The 22,663-nt window shown below is 62.9% G+C and carries 21 protein-coding genes; 12 read left to right on the forward strand and 9 right to left on the reverse strand.

The genetic code is table 11. The annotated features are described in order from the left end of the window. Position 1: 1 nt before the first annotated feature. From H3221_RS09305 to H3221_RS09315, 3 genes are all read left to right on the forward strand, one after another. A complete protein-coding gene (locus H3221_RS09305; protein ID WP_196474035.1) occupies positions 2-679 on the forward strand; it encodes a response regulator transcription factor in 678 nt (225 codons plus the stop codon). A 137-nt stretch (positions 680-816) separates the two neighbouring features. Next, a complete protein-coding gene (locus H3221_RS09310; RefSeq protein WP_196474034.1) occupies positions 817-1,230 on the forward strand; it encodes a periplasmic heavy metal sensor in 414 nt (137 codons plus the stop codon). A 64-nt stretch (positions 1,231-1,294) separates the two neighbouring features. Further along, positions 1,295-2,620, forward strand: a complete 1,326-nt coding sequence (locus tag H3221_RS09315; RefSeq protein WP_196474033.1) for a sensor histidine kinase — start codon at positions 1,295-1,297, stop codon at positions 2,618-2,620. A 12-nt stretch (positions 2,621-2,632) separates the two neighbouring features. On the opposite strand, the gene H3221_RS09320 is transcribed toward H3221_RS09315, so the two are convergent. After that, entirely contained in the window at positions 2,633-3,193 is a 561-nt protein-coding gene (locus H3221_RS09320; protein ID WP_196474032.1) for a nitroreductase family protein, read from the reverse strand. Between the two features lie 168 nt (positions 3,194-3,361). Further along, positions 3,362-3,733 (reverse strand): YkgJ family cysteine cluster protein, encoded by a 372-nt coding sequence (locus H3221_RS09325; protein WP_037002400.1) that lies wholly within the window; start codon positions 3,731-3,733, stop codon positions 3,362-3,364. Positions 3,734-3,882: 149 nt separating this feature from the next. Here H3221_RS09325 and H3221_RS09330 point away from each other — a divergent pair, with 149 nt between their 5' ends. Together H3221_RS09330 and H3221_RS09335 are read left to right on the forward strand one after the other, a co-directional pair. Then, positions 3,883-5,337 carry a TrkH family potassium uptake protein gene (locus tag H3221_RS09330; RefSeq protein ID WP_196474031.1) on the forward strand — a complete coding sequence of 485 codons (1,455 nt, stop codon included), beginning with the start codon at positions 3,883-3,885 and terminating at the stop codon, positions 5,335-5,337. A gap of 3 nt (positions 5,338-5,340) precedes the next feature. Next, positions 5,341-6,795 carry a TrkH family potassium uptake protein gene (locus H3221_RS09335; protein ID WP_196474030.1) on the forward strand — a complete coding sequence of 485 codons (1,455 nt, stop codon included), beginning with the start codon at positions 5,341-5,343 and terminating at the stop codon, positions 6,793-6,795. Between the two features lie 14 nt (positions 6,796-6,809). Here H3221_RS09335 and H3221_RS09340 read toward each other — a convergent pair whose 3' ends face one another. Further along, a complete protein-coding gene (locus H3221_RS09340; RefSeq protein WP_196474029.1) occupies positions 6,810-7,823 on the reverse strand; it encodes an AraC family transcriptional regulator in 1,014 nt (337 codons plus the stop codon). A 129-nt stretch (positions 7,824-7,952) separates the two neighbouring features. Between H3221_RS09340 and H3221_RS09345 the strand changes: the two genes are divergently transcribed. The 3 genes from H3221_RS09345 to H3221_RS09355 all read left to right on the forward strand — a co-directional run bounded on the left by H3221_RS09345 (position 7,953) and on the right by H3221_RS09355 (position 10,453). Next, positions 7,953-8,270, forward strand: a complete 318-nt coding sequence (locus H3221_RS09345; protein WP_160016751.1) for an Mpo1-like protein — start codon at positions 7,953-7,955, stop codon at positions 8,268-8,270. A 48-nt stretch (positions 8,271-8,318) separates the two neighbouring features. After that, positions 8,319-8,906 (forward strand): HD domain-containing protein, encoded by a 588-nt coding sequence (locus tag H3221_RS09350; protein WP_196474028.1) that lies wholly within the window; start codon positions 8,319-8,321, stop codon positions 8,904-8,906. 158 nt (positions 8,907-9,064) lie between these two features. After that, positions 9,065-10,453: an adenylate/guanylate cyclase domain-containing protein gene (locus tag H3221_RS09355; protein WP_196474027.1), complete on the forward strand. Its 1,389-nt coding sequence runs from the start codon at positions 9,065-9,067 to the stop codon at positions 10,451-10,453. An 86-nt stretch (positions 10,454-10,539) separates the two neighbouring features. On the opposite strand, the gene H3221_RS09360 is transcribed toward H3221_RS09355, so the two are convergent. Together H3221_RS09360 and H3221_RS09365 are read right to left on the reverse strand one after the other, a co-directional pair. Further along, complete coding sequence (locus H3221_RS09360; RefSeq protein WP_196474026.1) at positions 10,540-11,580, reverse strand: glycosyltransferase family 4 protein; 1,041 nt, start codon at positions 11,578-11,580, stop codon at positions 10,540-10,542. Next, positions 11,577-12,389, reverse strand: coding sequence for a UDP-2,3-diacylglucosamine diphosphatase (locus tag H3221_RS09365; RefSeq protein ID WP_074675017.1), 813 nt, complete (start codon positions 12,387-12,389; stop codon positions 11,577-11,579). The genes H3221_RS09360 and H3221_RS09365 overlap by 4 nt, the downstream gene beginning before the upstream one ends. A 134-nt stretch (positions 12,390-12,523) precedes the next feature. On the opposite strand from H3221_RS09365, the gene H3221_RS09370 reads away from it, so the two are divergent. The 3 genes from H3221_RS09370 to H3221_RS09380 all read left to right on the forward strand — a co-directional run bounded on the left by H3221_RS09370 (position 12,524) and on the right by H3221_RS09380 (position 14,691). Then, on the forward strand, positions 12,524-13,270 hold the full coding sequence (locus tag H3221_RS09370) for a helix-turn-helix transcriptional regulator (RefSeq protein WP_196474025.1): 747 nt from the start codon (positions 12,524-12,526) through the stop codon (positions 13,268-13,270). 237 nt (positions 13,271-13,507) lie between these two features. Continuing rightward, entirely contained in the window at positions 13,508-13,843 is a 336-nt protein-coding gene (locus tag H3221_RS09375; RefSeq protein ID WP_196474024.1) for a tRNA-binding protein, read from the forward strand. Further along, the gene (locus H3221_RS09380; protein ID WP_196474023.1) at positions 13,840-14,691 is read left to right on the forward strand and encodes a DMT family transporter; all 852 of its coding nucleotides are present in this window, start codon (positions 13,840-13,842) and stop codon (positions 14,689-14,691) included. The genes H3221_RS09375 and H3221_RS09380 overlap by 4 nt, the downstream gene beginning before the upstream one ends. A 201-nt stretch (positions 14,692-14,892) precedes the next feature. Here H3221_RS09380 and H3221_RS09385 read toward each other — a convergent pair whose 3' ends face one another. Further along, a complete protein-coding gene (locus H3221_RS09385; protein WP_196474022.1) occupies positions 14,893-15,174 on the reverse strand; it encodes a SelT/SelW/SelH family protein in 282 nt (93 codons plus the stop codon). Positions 15,175-15,245: 71 nt separating this feature from the next. On the opposite strand from H3221_RS09385, the gene H3221_RS09390 reads away from it, so the two are divergent. Further along, positions 15,246-17,432: a patatin-like phospholipase family protein gene (locus tag H3221_RS09390; protein WP_196474021.1), complete on the forward strand. Its 2,187-nt coding sequence runs from the start codon at positions 15,246-15,248 to the stop codon at positions 17,430-17,432. A gap of 51 nt (positions 17,433-17,483) precedes the next feature. On the opposite strand, the gene H3221_RS09395 is transcribed toward H3221_RS09390, so the two are convergent. The 3 genes from H3221_RS09395 to recQ form a co-directional block, all read right to left on the reverse strand. Further along, the gene (locus tag H3221_RS09395) at positions 17,484-19,586 is read right to left on the reverse strand and encodes a FimV/HubP family polar landmark protein (RefSeq protein ID WP_450091410.1); all 2,103 of its coding nucleotides are present in this window, start codon (positions 19,584-19,586) and stop codon (positions 17,484-17,486) included. A 277-nt stretch (positions 19,587-19,863) separates the two neighbouring features. Continuing rightward, the gene (locus tag H3221_RS09400) at positions 19,864-20,295 is read right to left on the reverse strand and encodes a MarR family transcriptional regulator (RefSeq protein ID WP_090336714.1); all 432 of its coding nucleotides are present in this window, start codon (positions 20,293-20,295) and stop codon (positions 19,864-19,866) included. A gap of 152 nt (positions 20,296-20,447) precedes the next feature. Further along, the gene (recQ, locus tag H3221_RS09405; protein WP_196474020.1) at positions 20,448-22,580 is read right to left on the reverse strand and encodes a DNA helicase RecQ; all 2,133 of its coding nucleotides are present in this window, start codon (positions 22,578-22,580) and stop codon (positions 20,448-20,450) included. Positions 22,581-22,663: the final 83 nt, after the last annotated feature.

Raw genomic sequence — 22,663 nt, forward strand, 5'->3', positions numbered from 1 at the left:
CATGAGCCGCCTGCTGCTGATCGATGATGACCAGGAACTCTGCGAACTGCTTACCCGCTGGCTGACCCAGGAAGGTTTTCAGGTCACCGCTTGCCACGAAGCCGGCGGCGCGCGTCATGCACTTGCCGCACAGACGCCTGATGCGGTGGTGCTGGATGTCATGCTGCCAGACGGCAGCGGCCTGGAGTTACTCAGGCAATTGCGTGGCGAGCATCCGGACCTCCCGGTACTGATGCTCTCCGCCCGCGGTGAACCGCTGGATCGCATCATCGGCCTGGAGCTGGGCGCCGATGACTACCTGGCGAAGCCCTGTGACCCTCGCGAGCTGACCGCACGCCTGCGTGCCGTTCTGCGCCGCACCGTGCCCGCACCGGCCAGCAGCCAGCTGGAGCTGGGCGATCTAAGCTTCAGCCCCAATCGCGGGGTGGTCAGCATTGGCGAACATGATGTTCCTCTGACACTTTCCGAAAGCCGCCTGCTCGAAGCCCTGCTGCGCCAACCCGGCGAGCCGGTGGACAAACAGACATTGGCGCAACTCGCCCTGGGCCGCAAATTGACCCTGTATGACCGCAGCCTGGACATGCACGTCAGCAACCTGCGCAAGAAGATCGGCCCGCACCCGGATGGCCGGCCACGCATTCTCGCCCTGCGCAGCCGTGGCTATTACTACGCGCAGTGAATACCCCCCGGTGCAGCGTAAATAACCCGCAACATTGCCTTTACCCAAGCTTTACCCGCAGCTGACCGCCCTTGACCTTGACCGCCGCATAATGAGCCCATCCGGTCGTTACCGGTTTCGAGACAAGGAGAATCACCATGCGCAAGACCCTTACCGCCCTGCTGCTCGCTGCCACCCTGCCGACCCTGGCCTTCGCCATGCCCATGCATGACGGCGGCCCTCGCCACCATGATCGCGACCATGGCATGTTCAAGGAGCTGAACCTGAGCAAGGAACAGCGCCAGGAGTTTCGCAAGCTGATGGGCGAGCAGATGAAGACCCATCGCGACATCACCAAGCGCTACCTGGACAAGCTGCCGGAAGCCGAAAAGCAGGCCATGAAGAAGGAACTGGACAAAGCCCGCGCCGACCAGCACAAGGCCCTGCGTGACCTGCTCAACCCCGAGCAGCAGAAAGCCTTCGACGAACACCAGAAGAAAATGGAAGCTCGCCGCGCGGAAATGGCCGAATTCAAGGCCTGGAAGGCCGAGAAGGACAACAAAGGCAACTGATCGACGCCCCCTAGACCCGCCGCTGCGCTCCCTGAGCCCGGCGGCTTTTGCATGAGGAATAACCGTGCGTTCACTGTTCTGGCGCATTCTGGCGACCTTCTGGCTGGGCATCGCTCTGGTGGCCGCTCTGTCGCTGCTGCTTGGCCGCGCCCTGAATCAGGACGCCTGGATTCTGAGCCTGCACCCGGGCCTTGATGATCTCGATAGCAAGTGGGTCAAGCGTTATGAACAGCAAGGGCCAGCAGCCGCCCAGGACTTTCTCGAACAGCGCAAGCGCAAGTACCGTATCGACACCCAGGTGCTTGGCGAGAGTGGCCAGCAACTGGTCAAAGGCACCTTTCCGTCTCGCGCCGCCGCCTTCGAGGCGCGTCACAGCGACCGTCGCTTGCCATGGCGGCGCCTGACCGCCGAATACACCAGCCCGGAAAGTGGCGAAAGCTACCTGTTCATCTACCGTATTCCACACCCGGAGCTAGCAGCCTGGCACCGTGGCAGCCTGTTCTGGCCACTGAGCGCCATCGTCATCGCCCTGGTGGTGCTGACGCTGTTCAGCCTGATGCTGACACTGTCGATCACCCGCCCGCTGGATCGCCTGCGCGGTGCCGTACATGATCTCGGTCAGACCGCCTACCAACAGAACAGCCTGGCGCGTCTGGCCACGCGCCGCGACGAGTTGGGCCTGCTGGCCAAGGACTTCAATCGCATGGGCGAGCGACTGCAAGGCTTGATCGGCAGCCAGCGCCAGCTGCTACGCGATGTTTCCCACGAACTGCGCTCGCCCCTGGCGCGCCTGCGTATTGCACTGGCACTGGCGGAGCGCGCCGATGCTGCGGAACGAGAAAGGCTCTGGCCTCGTCTGAGTCAGGAGTGTGATCGACTGGAAGCACTGATCAGCGAAATTCTTGCCCTGGCCCGCCTGGACGCTGACCCGGGTGCCGCGCAGCCCGTCGATCTGGCCGCCCTGCTCGGCAACCTGCAGGAAGACGCTCGCCTGACCGCCCCGCAACAACAGCTGCAGATCGATCTCGACCCACGCGCACGCCTGGAAGGCTGGCCAGACATGCTCGAACGCGCGCTGGACAATCTGCTACGCAATGCCTTGCGTTTCAGCCCTGCGGATCAACCTGTCCTCATCAGCGTGCAAAGCCAGGGGCACAGCGTAACGCTGAGCGTGCGCGATCACGGACCTGGGGTCGCCAGCGAATACCTGGGGCAACTGGGTAAACCGTTCTTCCGCGCACCGGGCCAGAATGGCTCCGGCCATGGCCTCGGCCTGGCCATCGCACGCCGGGCGGCGCAGCGTCACGGCGGTGAACTGCTGCTGAACAATCACCCGGAAGGGGGCTTCATCGCCACGCTCAGCCTGCCGGCAAAACAGCAGGCAAGCTGAAGCGACGCGCGATCAGCCCTCCCAGGCGCTGACGAAGTCTTCGACGATGACTTCTGGCGCTCGCCGCAGCTCACGCTCCGGTGTACCCAGGTAGAGATAGGCGATGATCTGCTCGTCCGCCGCCAGGCCCAGACCTTTGGCGACATGGGTGTTGTAGGCCATGTCGCCGGTACGCCAGACGGCACCGATACCCTGAGCATGGGCGGCCAGCAGCATGCCGTGCGCGGCACAGCCGGCTGCGATCACCTGCTCGGAGGCGGGCACCTTGGGGTGAGCCTGAACCCGGGCGATCACCACTACCAGCAATGGCGCGCGCAGCGGCATGCCACGTGCCTTGTTCAGCGCCTCCGGCGCAGCCTGCGTATCGGCGACCTGCAAGGCCTCGGCGAACAGCTCGCCCATGCGCTCACGCGCCTGCCCCTCTACCGTCAGAAAACGCCACGGCCGTAGCTGACCATGGTCAGGCGCACGCAGAGCCGCGCGAAACAGCATCTCGCGCTGCGTCGCATCCGGAGCTGGTTCGACCAGGCGAGGCACGGAAACACGGTTGAGTAGAGCGTCGAGGGCATTCATCGGCCACCTCCAAAAACAAAGATGGCGCATTCTCAATGCTGCAAGCTGCAAGCTGCAAGCTGCAAGCTGCAAGCTGCAAGCTGCAAGCTGCAAGCTGCAAGCATGACCAATGCACGGAGCGGATGTCAGAAGCCTGTCGAGCCTTAGCCCGCTAACCTGCAGCCGCCGTCAGGCTACCCGGTCAGGCGATATCACCGGTTGCACTGGCGGAGTGAGCGGCGGCAGACCGTAAGCCTTGCGCGCATCGTCACAACGCGGGTTGTGCTCACCGTTCGCCCATGACGCTTCGAACTCGCGGCAGCTACTCGAGCGCTGTTCGTACATGGTGCAACGTACACCGCAACCGACGTCGCCCAACAGTTGCGTGCAACGTGCCGGTTTGCTCTCCGTGCCACGCATGGCGACGTAGTGGGGGCTGATCTGGATGACCTGCTCGTCCGGAACGCTACCGCCCGCGGATTGGCACTCGCCCCAGAAGAAGGACACACGAAAAAACGCGCAGCAGGCGCCGCACGTAAGGCAGGGATTAGCTTCGGACATTTGAGGAGAACTCGGAAACCGACGGACGTCGGCAACTGGCGGCTATTCTATGCTCGGCCAAGCGCTTGTAAAGCCCCCCACCCGTTGCGGTTTACAGCCGCCGAAGCGCAGGTAGAATGGCGCATTTTCCACCCCCAGAGCCCCTCTAAATGGCCTTGCCGACGCTGCGCATCATCGGTTTCATCATCGGCATCTTCCTGATTACCCTGGCGATCAGCATGGCCATCCCCATGTTGACACTGCTGGTCTTCGAGCACCCTGAAGATCTCACTGCGTTTCTCTGGTCAAGCCTGATCACCCTGATCGCCGGGCTCGCCCTGGTGATTCCAGGCCGACCACAGAATGCCCAGTTGCGCCCGCGTGACATGTATCTGCTGACCACGGGGAGCTGGACCATGGTGTGCAGCTTTGCTGCGTTGCCCATGATGCTGATCGCGCATATCAGCTACACCGACGCCATCTTCGAAACCATGTCAGGTATCACCACTACGGGTTCCACCGTACTGACCGGACTCGATGACATGTCGCCCGGCATTCTGATCTGGCGTTCCATGCTGCAATGGCTGGGCGGCATCGGCTTCATCGGCATGGCCGTGGCGATTCTGCCGCTGCTGCGCGTGGGTGGTATGCGCCTGTTCCAGACCGAATCCTCGGATTGGGGCGAAAAGGTCATGCCACGCTCGCACATGGCCGCCAAGTACCTGCTGCTGGTCTACCTGGCCCTGACCGGATTCGGTTTCCTGGCCTACTGGATCGCCGGCATGTCACCTTTCGACGCCATCAACCACGCGATGACCTCGATCTCGACCGGCGGCTACTCCACCTCGGATTCATCGTTGGCCAACTGGCAGCAACCGGCCGTGCACTGGACGGCAGTCGTGCTGATGCTGCTCGGCGGCATGCCATTCATGCTCTATGTCGCCTTCGTTCGCGGCAATCGCCAGGCGCTGTTCAAGGACCATCAGGTTCGCGGCTTCATCGGTTTTCTGCTGCTGACCTGGCTGGTATTCGGCACCTGGCTGTGGATCAACTCGGAGCATGCCTGGCTCGACGCCGTTCGCATCGTCGCGGTGAACGTCACCTCGGTGGTCACCACCACCGGCTTCGCCCTCGGCGACTACACCACCTGGGGCAGTTTCGCCGTGCTGCTGTTCTTCTATCTGACCTTCGTCGGTGGCTGCTCCGGCTCGACATCGGGCGGCCTTAAGATCTTCCGTTTCCAGGTTGCCTACGTGCTGCTCAAAGCCAACCTGATGCAACTGGTGCATCCACGCGCCGTGATCAAGCAGCAGTACAACAGCCACAACCTGGATGAAGAGATCGTACGCTCGCTGATCACCTTCTCCTTCTTCTTCACCATCACCATTGGCGTACTGGCTCTGGCCCTGACCCTGGTCGGCCTCGACTGGGTCACTGCGCTGACAGGGGCCGCTACCGCGGTGTGCAACGTCGGTCCGGGGCTTGGCCCGATCATTGGCCCGGCCGGTAACTTCGCCAGCCTGCCGGACTCGGCCAAATGGATGCTCAGTGCCGGTATGTTGCTTGGCCGCCTGGAAATTCTGACCGTACTGGTGCTGGTCACCCGTAGTTTCTGGAAACACTGACCGATGCCCCTCGCCAGCCTGCGCATCCTCGCCTTCATCAACGGCATCTTCCTCGTCACCCTGGCGCTGAGCATGCTGGTGCCGGTGATCACCCTGCTGATCTTCGAACAGCCGCAAGGCATCAATGCCTTTCTCTGGTCGAGCCTGATCACCGCACTCAGCGGCATCGCCATGATCGCTCAGGGCAAGCCTCAACAAACGCAACTGCGCCCACGCGACATGTACATGCTGACGGTGTCGAGCTGGGTGATGGTGTCGATCTTCGCTGCCTTGCCATTCCTCTTCGCCGAACGGGCAAGCGTCACGGATGCGTACTTCGAAAGCATGTCCGGCATCACCGCGACCGGCGCCACCGTGTTCAGCGGCCTGGACGACATGTCTCCCGGCACGCTGATCTGGCGTTCGCTGCTGCACTGGCTGGGCGGCATTGGCTTCATCGGCATGGCCGTGGCGATCCTGCCGATCCTGCGCATCGGTGGCATGCGCCTGTTCCAGACCGAGTCGTCGGACCGCTCGGAGAAGGTCATGCCGCGCTCGCACATGGTCGCCAAGTACATGGTGCTGGCCTATGTCGGCCTGAGCACAGTCGCGGTGCTGGCGTTCTGGTGGGCGGGTATGGACCTGTTCGATGCGATCAACCACGCCATGTCGGCGATCGCCACCGGTGGTTTCTCCACATCCGACTCCTCACTGGGCAAATGGCAGGAACCGGCCATTCATTGGGTCGCCATCGTGGTGATGGTGCTCGGCAGCCTGCCGTTCGTGCTCTATGTCAGCACCCTGCGCGGCAACTACCGCGCACTGTTTCGCGACGCGCAGGTGCGTGGCTTCCTGGTGCTGCTGGTGGGCAGTTGGTTCGTGCTGGCTGGCTGGAAATGGCTCACCACCGACCTTTACTGGCTCGATGCGCTGCGCCTGGTGGCGGTGAACATCACCTCGATCATGACCACCACCGGCTTTGCGGTGGGCGACTACCACCTGTGGGGCCCGTTCGCCAGCATGATGTTCTTCTACCTGGGTTTCGTCGGCGGCTGCTCCGGCTCCACCGCCGGCGGCCTGAAGATCTTCCGCTTCCAGGTCGCCTACATCCTGCTCAAGGCCAACCTCAGGCAGCTCATTCACCCCCGTGCGGTGATCAAGCAGCAGTACAACCGCCACCGCCTGGATGAAGACATCGTTCGTTCGATCCTGGCCTTCGCCTTCTTCTACACCATCACCATCGCCACCCTGGCGCTGGCGGTGGCGATGTGCGGAGTGGACTGGATCACTGCCCTGACCGGTGCTGCGGCGATGGTTTCAGGCGTTGGCCCGGGGATGGGCGAGATGGTCGGCCCAGCCGGCAACTACGCCACCATCCCCGACCTGGCCAAGTGGCTGCTGAGCTTCGGCATGCTGCTCGGGCGCCTGGAAATCCTGACCGTGCTGGTGCTGTTGTTCCCGGCCTTCTGGCGCCATTGAGCAGCAGGTGAGCCCTAGCCGACCAGACCACGACGGCTGCGATACTCGCCGGGCGTTTCACCGAACCAGCGGCGAAACGCCCTGAAGAAGTTGCTCGGATCGGCAAAGCCCAGCAGATAGGCGACTTCCAGCAACGTCAGGTCGACCTGACCGAGATACTGCTCGGCAAGCTCACGGCGGGTGTCGTCGAGCAGCTGCTGGTAGCTGGTGCCCTCCTCCTGCAGACGCCGCTGCAGCGTACGCTGCGACAGGTGCAGCGTTTGCGCCACCACCTCACGCCGTGGTTCGCCCTGGGGCAACAGGCGACACAGTACCTGACGTGCCTGATGGGTGACACGGCTGCTGCAGAAACGCGCCAGGTATTCTCCGGCAAAACGGTCATGCAGCTGCGCCAGCGCCTCATTGGCACTGGGCAATGGTGTTTCCAGATCAGCACGCTCGAAGATCAACCCATAGTGCTCGGCATTGAACTTCAGAGGCGCCTGGAACACCTGCTGGTAGGGCGTCAGATCGACAGGTGGCGGGCCTTGCAGACGAATCTCGCGCGGGCGAATGGGCTTGCTGGTCATCCAGCGGCAAAACGCCAGACAGTACGCCAGCGAGGCCTCGGCGCTCTGCCGGGCCGGCGGCAGGCGGTCGCCATGAATGGCCAGCGTCAGCGCATAGCCGTCGGGTTGCGGCATAAGATTCAGGTCTGCACCTTCACCGATGATGCGCTGATAGCGCACCAGACGAGTGAAGCCATCACGCAGGTTGCGGCTGGACATCAGCGCGTAGCCCACGACATGGAAGGACGCAGGGCGCACCACTTGCGCCATGTTCAGACCGATCGCCGGGTTGCCCGACAGCGCCACGGCGCGCTGCCACAGACGGGTCATGCCGTCCTGCGGGAAGCGCGCATCCGGGTCATTCAATGCGGCGTAATCCATGCCCAGCTCGGCGAACAGGCTGGTGCAGTCGACGCCGCCCAGCTCCAGCGCCTGCACGATGGCCAAGGCCCAGTTGGAGGATGTGGTTCTTTCGCTCATCGTCTTGTTCTTGTGATCAGTCAGCAAGGCCATGGTTGGCGGCGCAAGGATACTAGACTGGCACTTTAAGTCAGTGGCCCGCGGAGACAGCGCATTTACACTGACAGTGACAATAACAGGAGGTGCGCCATGACCGCCCAGACCACCGAACGCTACCAGAGCTTCGCCGAGTTCTATCCCTACTACCTGCAGGAACACAGCAACCCTGTGTGCCGCCGTCTGCACTATGCCGGTAGTCTGCTGGTGCTGGCGATCCTCGCCTACGCCCTGCTCACTCAGCAATGGCTCTGGCTGCTGGCCATGCCGCTGGCCGGTTATGGCTTTGCCTGGGTCGGCCATTTCGTCTTCGAGAAGAACCGACCGGCTACCTTCGACTATCCGCTGTACAGCCTGATGGGCGATTGGGTAATGCTCAAGGATGCCTTCACCGGCCGTATCCGTTTCTGATGAAACGGATGTACGCCTCTCTACAGAACAACAAGAACGAGAACGCCCATGAATAGCCGCGCCCGCTTTACCCACATGCAAGACGGCCAGGCCGAGGACTGGGCCATCATCGCCCAGGACTTCGCCGCCTACGCCGCTCAGTTGCCTGCCCGCATCCTCGACCACCTGCGCCTGCTCGACGGCGATTTCGGTGGTTTCCCGGTGGACCGTCTGACCCACTCGCTGCAGACCGCCACCCGCGCCTATCACGACGGCCGCGACGAGGAGTACGTGATCTGCGCGCTGCTGCATGACATCGGCGATACCCTCGGCAGCTACAACCACCCGGACATCGCCGCGGCCATCCTCAAGCCCTTCGTCAGTGCCGAGAACCACTGGATGGTGGAGAAGCACGGCATCTTCCAGGGCTATTACTTCTTCCATCACCTGGGCATGGATCGCCATCTGCGCGAGCAGTTCAAGGATCACCCCCAATACCAGGCGACCATCGAGTTCTGCGCCAGGTACGATGCGGCCGCCTTCGACCCGGACTATGAAAGCCTGCCACTGAGCTTCTTCGAGCCCATGTTGCAGCGCGTGTTCGCCCGGCCGAAGAACTCCATCTATCTGGCTGCAATGGATAATACCGGCGCCTGACCGCCGGCCACTGTTGCGCCACCGTTCGGCGGCCATGCTTGGCTGGCCGCCACCCCCTTGGTTATGATCCCCGCCCAGCGAGCCTCTGGCTCAGGTCTTGCAGACCAGCCAGGCGTCCAGCAGAGACGCCAGAAATCCAGCAGGGACAGTTCCAGCAGATGAAGCCAGCAATCACCAGCCGTGCCAACGGGCTACCGACGCCGCCGTTGCGTGAATACTATTCGCGCGTACTGGCCTATATCGCCACGGCCGCCAGCATCGCCGCCGGCACCTATGTCGGGCACTTCGCCTACGACATTCTGTGGATGGTGCCCTACGCCCTGCTCTACCCTCATCTGGCGCACAATCTCAGCCGCCGCTTCAAGCGCGACTACCCGCAGCAGACTGACCTCGCCCTGCTTTTCTTCGATGCCCTGCACGCCGGCGCATCCTGCGTGCTGCTGGGTTTCTCCGCCGTACCCAGCCTGATGTTCCTGCTGATTCTGTGTTTCAGTGCACTGGTCGTCGGTGGCATGCGCTATCTCGGCATGGCGCTGCTGGTGGCCGCCAGTGGCATGGCGCTGTGCGCCGCGCTGGTGGGGGTTCATCCCAATACCGACACGCCGACCCTGGTGGCGCTGGTCAGCATCCTCTTCACCACCCTGTACATCTGCATCACCGCCTATTTCGTCAACCAGCAGGGCCTGCGTCTGGCCCAGGTACGCAGCGAGATCAAGCGTGAGCAGGAAAAGGCTGCACGCCTGGCGCGCAACCTGGCCAAGTACCTGTCACCACAGGTCTGGGAATCGATCTTTACCGGCAAGAAGAGCGTGCGCCTGGAAACCCAGCGCAAGAAGCTCACGGTGTTCTTCTCCGACATCAAGGGCTTCACCGAGCTGTCGGAAGAACTGGAAGCCGAAGCCCTGACCGACCTGCTCAACACCTACCTCAACGAAATGTCGAAGATCAGCCTGAAATACGGCGGCACCATCGACAAGTTCATCGGTGACTGCGTCATGGTGTTCTTCGGCGACCCGAGCAGCAACGGCGCCAAGAAGGATGCGGTCGCTGCGGTGTCCATGGCCATCGCCATGCGCAAGCACATGAAAGTGCTACGCCAGCAATGGCGCGCCCAGGGCATCACCAAACCGCTGGAAATCCGCATGGGCCTCAATACCGGCTACTGCACGGTGGGCAACTTTGGCGCCGACACGCGCATGGACTACACCATCATCGGCCGCGACGTGAACCTTGCCAGCCGCCTGGAAAGCGCCGCCGAATCCGGCGAGATCCTGATTTCCCACGAGACCTATTCGCTGGTCAAGGACGTGATCATGTGCCGCGACAAGGGCCAGATCGCCGTCAAGGGCTTCACTCGCCCGGTACAGATCTACCAAGTGGTGGACTTCCGCCGGGACCTGGGCGCCACTTCCAGCTACGTCGAGCACGAACTGCCGGGCTTCTCCATGTACCTGGACACCAACGGCATTCAAAACTTCGACAAGGAGCGCGTGATCCAGGCGCTCAATCAGGCGGCCGAAAAGCTGCGCGACAAGGTCATTCTCTGAAGCGAACGACCTGAGGGCGATTCGCGGCTGAAGCCGCTCCTGCGAACCGCCCTTGTGGGAGTGGCTCCAGCCGCGATAAAAGCCGATTACAACGCGGTATCCGGCAGCGCCTCGTTCAATACCACCGGCTCACCATCGATCAGCGCCTGCAACGCCAGAAACTCCAGCGCCGAAGCGCGCCAGGACTGCGCTGCCGCCAGCTCTGCGCAACGCCCGCGATCCAGTTCCAGCGCAGCCAGGCAGGCAGCACGCAGATCCTCGTCCATCACCCCGCTCTGCCCTTGCAACAGCACATCCAGCGGCCCGGCCACGGGAAACGCAGCCACCGGCGTACCGCAAGCCAGCGCTTCCAGCATCACCAGCCCATAGGTATCGGTACGCGAGGGGAAGACCAGCACCGAGGCATCCTGATAGGCCTCGGCCAACGCCTGGCCATGGCGATAACCGAGAAAGCGCACCAGCGGATACTGCTGTTGCAGCGCCTCACGCTGCGGGCCGTCGCCGACCACGCGTTTCTCTCCCGGTAAATCCAGATCGAGAAAGGCCTGCAGGTTCTTTTCCGGAGCGATGCGTCCGACATAGAGAAACACTGGCCGCACCGGACGAGTGCGCGTCTCGTCCGGCCGGAACAATCGGGTATCCACCCCTTTACGCCACAGTTGCAGCCGCTGCAGAGCCCAGTTGGCGAACTCCTCGCGCAACCGCTCGGTGGTCACCAGCACGGCCTGACTGGGGCGATGGAACGCGCGCAGAAAGGCATAACCCCAACGCGGCGCAATCCACGGCCAGCGGGTGCTGACGTACTCAGGGAATCGCGTATGGATAGCCGTGGAAAACGCCAGCCCACGCTTGACCAGCCAACGCCGCGCTGCCCAACCCAGCGGCCCCTCTGTCGCGAGGTGCACGCAGTCTGGACGAAAGTCGCGAATCGCCGCACCGACACGCCACAGATCCCAAACCAGCGGTATCTCCGGGTAGGTCGGACAGGGCACAGCGCGAAAATCGGCGGGCGACAGCAGTTTGACCTGATGTCCCAACCCACGCAGTTCGCTGACCAACGCGGCCAGGCTGGTGACCACGCCATTGACCTGAGGCGCCCAGGCGTCGGAGACGATGAGTATCCTCATGCGCCGGTCTCGAGGGCGACGGCCGGCTCCTCGCTGGCCAGTTGCGCCTCGGCCAGGCGATAGAGCTCGATCTGCCCGTCCCAGTGCTCGATCAGCGCCGTGCAGGACTCCACCCAGTCGCCGCAGTTCATGTATTCCACGCCGCTCACCTGGCGAATCTCGGCATGGTGGATATGGCCGCAGACCACGCCCTGCAAGCCGCGTTTGACGCACTCGTGAGCGATGGCTTCCTCGAAGTCGCTGATGAAATTCACCGCCGTCTTGACCTTGTGCTTGAGGTAAGCCGACAAGGACCAGTATCCGTATCCCCAGCGGCTGCGCCAGTGATTGAGCCAGCGATTGAGAGTCAGGGTGAACTCGTAGGCCGAATCCCCGAGAAAGGCCAACCAGCGGTGATAACGGGTGATCACATCGAACTGATCGCCATGGATCACCAGCAATTGACGGCCATCGGCCGTGACGTGCACGGCCTCATCCACCAGTTGGATATTGCCCAACAGCAGGCTGGAGTATCGGCGCAGGAATTCGTCATGGTTGCCGGTGACGTAGATGACCTCGGTACCGCGCTTGCTCATGGTCAGCAGGCGACGGATCACGTTGGTGTGCGCTTGCGGCCAGTAAATGCCACCGCGCAGTTTCCAGCCATCGATGATGTCGCCCACCAGATAGATGCGGTCAGCGTGATAGCGCTTGAGAAAGGCTGCCAGGTGTTCGGCCTGACAATCGCGTGTGCCGAGGTGCACGTCGGATATCCACAGGGTACGGACACGTTGCTTGCGGCTGGGCTTGGCGAGCTGGGCGCTGGTCATGGGCGACCTCCGGCTGGGTTTAGTCGAGCTTGAGGGGTCGCGGTGAAATGCTTGTGACAGGAAAAAGACCGTTCGATGACGCAGCATCACCTCGGCCCTGGCGTTACACTCCGGCGGTTACCGAGGAAACCGCCATGCTCCCGACCCTGTCCCTGCGTCATTACAGTCACGAAGTGCTCAGCCATAGCCACGACCATGCGCAACTGGTGTTCGGCCTGGCGGGCGAGCTGCAATTCGAAGTGGATGGTCAGGGCAGCCAGGTACTGCGCCACCATCTGGCCGTAGTACCGGCCGAAGCCCGCCATACCTGCGGCAGCCCGCGTGGCAGCCAGTGCCTGGTACTGGACCTGCCGGCCAACGACTGGCTGGAACGCCAGCTCGGCCACCATGCGAACGATATCCAGCGTCTGCTGGACAAGCCCAACGCCCTGCAACTCGATGCCTCGCAGGGCCAGCTCCTCAACTGGCTGGCCAGCAGCCCGATCAATGACCCGATCATCGCCGGCCAGGGTGCGGCCTTGCTACTCGGCAGCCTGGCCTGCAGCCGCCAGCATGCCGAAGCGCCCGGCCTGCCGATGGCGGCCCTGGATCGCTATATCGAACAGCACGTGACACATCCGCTGCAGGTGGCGGACCTGGCGCGCCTGGCCGGTCTGTCGGTGGCGCGCTTCCACGCCCGCTTCCTCGCCGAGACCGGGCGCACGCCCATGGAGCATATTCGTCAACGGCGCCTGCACCTGGCCGAACAACTGCTGCGTGGCAGCGACCTGGCCGTTGGCGAAATCGCGGCCCGAGTCGGCTACAACTCGCAAAGCGCATTCACCGCCGCCCTCTCCCGCCACCTCGGCATGACCCCAAGGCAATTGCGCCGCACGCGCTAGCCAACACACGAGCCATAGGGTGCGTCATGCGCAGCGCAGAACTATCGGTTGGTCCCGGTGCGCGCGGCACACCCTACGCGAGCGTCGTCACAGCTTCTGTAGGGTGCGCCTTGCGCACCGGTAGCCAGCGATGCCCGCACTAACCCTCGATAGCCTGGCGACAAAACTCATCACTCCCGCGACAGACAGCTGCCGTCTGCGCCGCATAGACTGCGCCGCATCATTGAGGAGTACCCCATGCAAACCATCGAATGGCAGGATTTCGAGAAAGTGGAGCTGCGCGTCGGCACCATTCACAGCGCCCGCCCCAATGAAAAGGCCGTGAAGCCGGCTTACGTGCTGGAAGTGGATCTCGGCGAACTGGGCATCAAGACTTCCAGCGCCCAGATCACCGCACACTACGGCTGTGACGAACTGGTTGGTCGCCAGGTGCTGTGCGTGTGCAATTTCGCCCCCAAACGCATCGCCGGCGTGCGCTCGGATGTACTGGTGACCGGGGTGTATGACCGCGAAAACCGCGTTGTCCTCGCCGGTTTCGACCAACCATTGCCCAACGGTGCGCGCCTGGCATGACGGAACGTAACGCCCTGCTGGCGATTCACCTGGGTGCACTGCTGTTCGGCTTGTCGGGAATCTTTGGCAAGCTCGCGGCGACCACACCGAACATGATTGCAGGCGGCCGCGCGTTCTTCGCCGTGCTCGCCCTGAGCCTGGCTGCGGTGCTCTGGCGCAGTCGCAACGCGATTCGCCCGAGCCTGCGGCAGATGGCCCTGCTGGCACTCGGCGGCCTGCTGCTGGGCACGCACTGGGTCACCTTCTTCGAAGCGGTGAAGGTCTCCGGCGTGGCCATCGCCACCCTGGGTTTCGCCAGCTTCCCGGCCTTTACCGTATTGCTCGAGGGCCTGCTGTTTCGCGAACGCACCCGTCCCAGCGAGTTCGCCATGGTCGGCGTAGTGTGCGCTGGGCTGATCCTGGTCACGCCGCAGTTCAGCCTGAGCAGTGATGCCACAGTCGGATTACTGTGGGCAGTGCTGTCAGGTTTTCTGTTCGCTCTGCTATCGCTGCTCAATCGCGCCAGCACCCGTGGCCTCGACCCGGTGAAGGCCGCGCTGTACCAGAACATCACCGTACTGCTGTGCTTTGTGCCGCTGGCCTGGCCGCTGCTGCCCAGCGTGAGCGCGGTAGACTGGCTGTGGCTGGCCATGCTCGGCATCTTCTGCACGGGCCTGGCACACAGCCTGTTCGTCGCCAGCCTGCGCGTGCTCAAGGCACGCACCACGGCAGTGATCTTCGCCCTGGAACCGGTTTACGGGATTCTGTTCGCCTGGTGGCTGTTCAGTGAACAGCCGACGCTACGCATGCTGGCCGGAGGTGTGCTGATCGTCAGCGCCATCTTCGTCTCAGCGCGCATGGCGCGCTGACCCTAAGACGTCGCCCAAGAGCCTGTTCAGGATCTCTCGAGCTAGAGCGATACAACACCGATGGCGGCCCCGAAAAAATAAGCGCGGAACGGTCGGAGTCGCGGGCGACTGTACGTTTGTACATGAGCATTTCGACCGGGCTGGCGCTCCAGCTTGTTTTTAACGCAGTAACGCCGACGCGCAGCAGATCATAAATAGGCTCTACCGGTCGTTGTGGCCCAGGTCGCGGGTTGGATCGATCAGATCGCGCACCCGTTGCTTGAGCACCTTGGCCTCGGGGAAGCCACCATCGGCCTTGCGTTCCCAGATCTGCCGGCCATCACAGAAGATGCGGAACACGCCGCCCGTGCCCGGCTCCAGGCTGACCCGGCCCAACTCGTCGGCAAAGGTACTCAGCAGCTCCTGAGCCAGCCACGCGGCGCGCAGCAACCACTGACACTGGGTGCAATAGGTGATGACGATTTCGGGCTTCTGATCGGGCATGGCAGGGGCTCTACTGTGGGGCTTGGTGCCTATAATACCGGTCTTTGTCTTTGCTCCTGCCGGAATCCATCATGCGCCGCCTGCTCCTTTCGCTGCTTTGCCTGTTCGCTCTGTCCAGCCTGCCTGTCATCGCCGCCGAACGTGTCGGCCTGGTGCTGTCGGGCGGAGCCGCTCGCGGCCTGGCACACATTGGTGTGCTCAAGGCGCTGGAAGAACAAGGCATTCGCATCGACGCCATCGCCGGTACCAGCATGGGCGCCATCGTCGGCGGGCTCTATGCCGCCGGCTATTCGGTGGCTGAGCTTGAGCGCCTGGCGCTGGAACTGGACTGGCAACAGGCGCTGTCCGACTCACCGCCACGCGAGGACATCCCCTTTCGCCGCAAGCAGGACGACCGCGATTTTCTGATCAAGCAGAAACTCAGTTTCCGCGACGACGGCAGCCTTGGCCTGCCGCTGGGCGTGATTCAGGGCCAGAACCTGGCGCTGCTGCTGGAAAGCCTGCTGGTGCATCGCAGCGCCACCCGCGATTTCGATCATCTGCCGATCCCCTATCGCGCCGTGGCCACCGATGTGGTCACCGGTGAACAGGTGATCATGAGCAGCGGCCACCTGCCGCAGGTGATGCGCGCCAGTATGTCGATCCCGGCGGTGTTCGCCCCGGTGGAAGTGGACGGCCGCCTGCTGGTCGACGGCGGCATGGTCAACAACGTGCCAATCGACGTCGCGCGGCAGATGGGCGTCGATCACGTCATCGTCGTCGACCTGGGTATGCCACTGAAACCGGCCAAGGACCTGCTCACCGTGGTCGACGTGATGAACCAGTCGATCAACCTGATGATGCGCAAGAACTCCGAGGCCCAACTCGAAACGCTGGGGGCAGACGACGTATTGATCCAGCCTGCTCTGGCCGGTTTTGGCGTCGCCGACTTCAATCGTGGCGAACAGATGATGGACGCCGGTTACCGTGCCACGCAGATCCAGGCAGAGCGCCTGGCCCGCTTGCGTACCAGCAGCGCCGGCAACCCTGCGCTGGCCATGGCGCGCTCGCGCGAACAGCGCACACCGGTGATTCGCGAGATTCAGGTGGAAAACGACTCGAAAGTCGGCGACGCGGTGATTCGTCGGCACATTCGCCAACCTCTCGGCGAGCCGCTGGACATGAATCGCCTGCAGAAAGACATGGGCACGCTGTACGGCCTGGACTACTTCGAGCGCGTGCAATACCGCGTGGAGCCGCTGGACGAACAAGGTAGTGCGCTGGTGATCGATGCGCGTGGCAAGCGCACCGGAACCGACTACCTGCGCCTGGGGCTCAATCTGTCCGACGACATGCGTGGCGACAGCGCTTTCAACATCGGCGCCAGCTACCGCGTCAACGGCATCAACGAGCTCGGCGCCGAATGGCTGACACGCCTGCAGCTGGGTGACCGCCAGGAGCTCTACAGCGAGTTCTACCAGCCGCTGGACGCCGGCTCGCGTTACTTCGTCGCGCCCTACCTGTTCGGCGAGGCGCAGAACGTCGAAGCGATCCTGGACAACGACCCCATCGCCGAATACCGCCTGGAGCGCTACGGCTATGGCCTCAACCTCGGCAGGCAGATCGCCAACAACGGCGAGATTCGCTTCGGTATCGCCCAGGCCTGGGGCGAGGCGGATGTGCGCGTCGGCGAGCGCGACCTGCCCAGCTTCAGCTTCAGTGAAGGGTATTACGAGCTGCTGTACTCCTTCGACACCCTGGATAACCTCGACTTCCCACGCACCGGCGAGGACATCGGTCTGATGCTGCGCAAGTATGATCGCGGCCTGGGTTCGGACGAGGAATATCGGCAATGGCAGCTGAAGCTGGATAAGGCCTACAGCCACGGCCCCAACACCTGGCTGTTCGGTGGTCGCTACGGACGCACCCTGGATGAGGCGGAAGTGGTCACCTCGGGCTTCATTCTCGGCGGCGCCCAGGAGCTGTCGGGCTTTCGCCAGGACTCGCTGAGCGGCCAGAACATGGCGCTGGCGCGGATGATCTACTACCGACGCATGACACCCACCTCGATGTTGCCGCTGAACTTCCCGCTGTACCTGGGCATGTCGCTGGAGCGCGGCCGCGCCTGGAACAACGACAACGCCTTCGACAGCGGCTACATCAACGCCGCCAGCATCTTCCTTGGTCTGGATACACCGCTGGGGCCGCTGAACTTCAGTTACGGCTTCAACGACGAGCGGGAAAAAGCGCTGTACCTGAACCTGGGCAAGAGCTTCTGAAACGAAGAGGCCGCGCATGTACGCGGCCTCGTTACATGACAGCAGGGTCGATCAGGCAATTTCTGCCAGCAACTGCCGAGCGGCCTTTTTCTGCTCGTCGTCACCGTGATCGATCACCTCGTTGAGGATGTCGCAGGCGGTGGCGATATCGCCCTGTTTGATATAGGCCAGTGCCTGGTTGAGCTGGGCCATGTGCTCCGGATTGCCCGCCAGATGGTCGATATCGCCCTGCAGCGCGGCAGTGGCGTCGGCATCGCCGGCGAAAGCGTCGAGGAAGTTGTCATCCAGGGCCGGCATATCATCGCTAAGCACCATCTCCATCTCACCAAAGGCGCTCAACTGCTCGTCCTCATGATGCAGCTCGAACACCTCGGGCAGTTCCTGCAGATTGCTGGCGAACGATGCATCGAACTCCGGTTCTGCGGCGGCCTTGAGCTTGGGTTTGGCCTTGGCAGTGGCCGGGAACGGGCTGACCAGGTCCCAGTCGGCGTCCAGTGACAGGTCGTCGAGATTGAGCTGGAAATCGGGTTCAGCCGCAGGCGCGGCCGCCGGTTGCAGCGCAGCGACAGGTTCGAGAACTGCCTGCTGAGTCACCCGCAGATCGGGATGACGTGCTTTCAGCGCATCGATGCGTGCATCATCGAACGCCTCGGCACGCAGGACCGCTTCCTCGCGCGCGAAGCCCGCTCCATCGCCCAGCAGTGCCAGCACTTCCAATAGGCGAAAGCGCAGATCACTGCGCTGTGGGTCCTGAGCCAGCGCCTTGCTCAGCTCACCACGCGCCTCGCTGACACGACCGTAGGCTATGTAGACATTGGCTGCCTCGAGCGGGTCGACCGGCCCTTGAGCACGCACCGGAGCCGGCGCCGGTACTGCCTTGGCCACCGGAGCTGCGCCAACGGGAGCGGTAACCGGCGCGAGTTGGGGGCGAGGCGGTTGCTGAGGCGGCTGCGCCTTTGGCTGCACCTGCACCACCGGCCTGGTTTTCTCGCCACGCCGCCGCACGGCCCAGAAAAGCGCACCGAGCAATAGCAGAAGCCCAATACCACCGGCCAGCAGTGTCGACCACCAGCCTCGTTCTGCTACCGCAGGCTCCTCGATACCGGCCGGCGCGGCGGCAATGGGCTGGGCGACCGGCTCGGCCGGCGTACGCGCAGCCAGCTCAGCCAACTGAGCGTCCTTCTGCGCCAATTGCTCCTGCAACTGCTGCAGTTGCAATTGCAGTTGCGCCAGGCCTTGTTGCAGCTGCAGATTTTCCGCCGCCTGATTGGCCAGCTCCAGATCGACCTGGCGCTGCTTCTCGGCCAGCAGCTCCAGGCTTTCGCTTTGCTGCGGTGCCGGCTCCAGGGCAGCCAGAGGCGCGCTAACGGGTCCTTCGGCAGTGTTTTCAGCGAGCGCAGGTGCGGCCTCGGCAGAAGCCGGAGCAGCAGTCGGCTGGGCAGCCCCCGCACGCGCCGCATCAGGCAGCAGCAGGTCGGCGCCAGCCTGTAGACGACTTGGATCGCCGCCAGCAAAGGCATTCGGGTTGAGGGCAAGAATGCCCTCCATCAGCGCCTGCTGAGATAGCGTACTGCCCTGCTCACGCAGACGCGCAGCGATGGACCAGAGGCTGTCGCCACGGCTGACCTGATGACGGTGCCCTGCAGATGCACTCGGTGGTGTGACCGTGCTGACCGGCGAGAGCGGTGCTACGGCGCGAGTGGAAGGTTGCACAAGGGCTGCTGCGCTTGGCGCAGCCACGGCTGAGTAAGCCGAAGAGCTGGGAGGGTCCAGCAACACGGTGTATTCACGCAGCAACTGGCCATTGGGACGCGCCACTTCGACGATGAAGTTCAGGTATGGCTCACGAACCGGACGGTTCGACACCACGCGGATCACGCTACGTGACCCCTGCAGAAGCGGCGTGAAACGCAGATCATTGAGAAAGTAGAAGCGCTCGACACCCGAACGGCTGAACACTTCGGCCGGTGCCAGACCGACACGCAGATCCTGCGCACCCAGATCGCCCACTTCCAGCAGCTCGATTTCAGCCTCGAAAGGCTGATTCAGCGCCGAATGCAGCGTGATTTCACCCAAACCCAGCGCCGGAGCCATTCCTGAATAGAGAGCGGATCCTGACGCCAAACCCAACACCAACTGACGCACCCGAGCCATGTGACCTCCAGGGTTATCCGGCTCGAACGCCACCTCCTCGACTTCCTGTCTGAGCTTCCCTTGGCCGGGAGACTGGCGCCCTTGATAGTTTCGAAACGGGTGACAAGGTCCTTGTCGATGCCGTCTCGAAATTCATTATGGCTACTAATTCACAAAGTAGCGGCTTGGACGCCAGTTTGCCGACGAAAGCACAGTGCTATCAAGGCAAATCAGTCAAAAATTAGGCACAGAAAAAATCCGATCAAAAATTGATCGGATTTTTGACAGTGCAGGCGTTTCACTTCATCAGGTTGCCGAGCACTCGAGCATGCACCTGCTGACAGCGACGCAGATCCTCCTCGTCGATGCCGGCGAAGACTTCATGGCGCAGTTGGGTGGAAATCGCTTCGATCTTCTCGATCAAAGGCTGCGCGTCCGGCTGCAACGCAATCTTCTTGGCACGGCGGTCTTCGGGTACCGCCACGCGAATGACCAGCCCCTGGCTTTCGAGACTGTCGAGCAGGCGCGCCAGCGTCGGCCCTTCCACGCCGATGCTTTGCGCCAATTCACGCTGGGTCGGCATTTCGCTGAAGCGCGCCAGGTGCAGCAGCACCAGCCAGCGAGCCTGGGACAGGCCCAGCCCGACCAGGCGTCTATCGAGTTCGGAACGCCAGGCACGTGACAGCTGGGCAACCTGCATGGCAAAGCGATGTTGATCGGGGTAAGACATGGGCAAGCGGACTCATACAAAGGTCAAAAACTAATTATTAGCCAGCTAGCCATAACCCGATGCACAGGGCAAGCGCAGATTGCGTCACGAGCATTGCAGAATGCGACCGACTCGCAGCCCTGGCTTCAGCTCAGGCCGCTACCAAGGGACGCTTACACCTCGAACTCGGCCTGCAGTGCTGCACGCACGCAGTAGAGCACCGCCTCGTCGACCCGCCCGGCGAACAGCGGGGCGATCTCGCTGACTGTCGGCAACTCGCCCTCGCCATCGAGGAAGGCCTCCTGAATCTCGCCCAGCAGTTCCTCCGGAAGATCCAGCGCCTGTTCCAGGCTCAATTGCTGCTGGGCGATGGCCTCGGCCAGCAGGCTGTAGACGTTTTTCTCAGTGCACCCCAACTGGCCGGCGATCTGCGTCGGGGTCATACCCGCGCGAGCCAGGCTGACCAGCTCGTGACGCAAATCGGCCACCGGAGCCGGCACTTCATCTGCGCCGCTGCCGTTGAGCACTTCCAGGAAGGCCTGGCCGTAGCGCTCCAGCTTGCGCGCGCCAACGCCACTGACCTCGGCCATATCGCTCAGCGAGCTGGGCTGGCTGCGCAGCATCTCCAACAACGTGGCATCGGGGAAGATCACGTACGGCGGTACGCTGTGCTCCTCGGCCAGCTTACGACGCAGACTGCGCAGCGCTTCCCACATTTCCCGCTCGTGGCCACGCACCAGTTGGCTGGCTGCGCTGCTGGAGGCCTTGGCCGCCTGCGCCGGCTTGGGCTCACGGCGCAGTTGCAGGCTGACCTCACCACGCAGCAGTGGCCGGCAGGTCTCACTCAGGCGCAGACCGCCGAAACCGTCCAGATCGACATCGGCCAGGCCGCGGGCGACCAACTGGCGGAACAGGGTGCGCCATTCGACTTCGGAAAAGCCCTTGCCCACACCGAACACCGCCAGGTGCTGATGACCAGCGGCGCGAATCTTCTCGTTGTCACGGCCCAGCAGAATGTCCACCAGATGGCCGACGCCATAGCGCTGGCCGCTGCGATAGACGGCCGACAACGCCTGGCGCGCCGGCTCGGTGGCATCCCAGGTCTCGACGCCATCGATGCAGTTGTCGCAGTGACCGCAAGGGTTGGGCAATTCTTCATCGAAGTAGGCCAGCAGCGCCTGACGGCGGCAGCGCGTCTCCTCGCACAGGGCGAGCATGGCATCGAGCTTGTGCTGCTCGATGCGCTTGTGACGCTCATCGCCGTCGGAATTGTTGAGCATCTGCTTGAGGAAGATCACGTCCTGCAGGCCGTAAGCCATCCAGGCATCGGCCGGCAAGCCGTCGCGGCCGGCGCGCCCGGTTTCCTGGTAGTAGGCCTCCAGCGACTTGGGCAGATCCAGATGACAGACGAAGCGCACGTTGGGCTTGTCGATGCCCATGCCGAACGCGATGGTCGCCACCATGATCAAGCCTTCCTCATTGAGAAAGCGCTTCTGATTGAAGGCACGCAATTCGTTGGGCAAGCCGGCGTGATAGGGCAACGCCGGGAAGCCCTGACTACTGAGAAAATCGGCGACCTCCTCGACCTTCTTGCGCGACAGGCAGTAGACGATGCCGGCATCGCCCTTGCGCGCGGCGAGAAAGCCGAGCAGTTGCTTGCGCGGCTGATCCTTGGGCTGGATGCGGTAGAAGATGTTCGGTCGATCGAAGCTCGACAGAAAGCGCTCGGCGTTGTCCAGATGCAGGCGCTGGACGATTTCCTCACGGGTACGTTTGTCCGCGGTAGCGGTCAGGGCGATGCGCGGCACATTGGGAAAGAGCTCGGCAAGCTGACCGAGTTGCAGATACTCAGGCCGGAAATCATGGCCCCACTGCGACACGCAGTGCGCTTCGTCGATGGCGAACAGGGCGATATCCAGGCCCTGCAGGAAGCTCAGCATGCGCGGTTGCACCAGGCGCTCGGGCGCCAGGTAGAGCATCTTGATCTGCCCGCGACGGATACGGTCGGCGATCTCGCGCTGCTCGTCAGGGCTCAGCGTGGAATTCAGCGCCACGGCTGCCACACCCAGCTCGTCCAGGGTGGCCACCTGATCATCCATCAGGGCGATCAGCGGAGAGACCACCACTGCCAGGCCCTCGCGCATCAGTGCCGGCACCTGGAAGCACAGCGACTTGCCGCCGCCGGTAGGCATCAACACCAAGGCATCGCCGCCGCCGGCCACACGCTCGATGATCGCGGCCTGATTGCCGCGAAAAGCGTCGTAGCCGAAAACGTCTTTGAGAATGCGCATGGCGTGGTCGAGCATGAAGGCCTCCGAATCTGGCCGCGCATTATGCCGCAGGATCGCAGGCAACAGGGCACCTACCCGTCCGAAGCCGCTGAATCACC

It is taken from the genome of Pseudomonas chaetocerotis (assembly GCF_015712105.2).
Taxonomy (GTDB): domain Bacteria; phylum Pseudomonadota; class Gammaproteobacteria; order Pseudomonadales; family Pseudomonadaceae; genus Aquipseudomonas; species Aquipseudomonas chaetocerotis.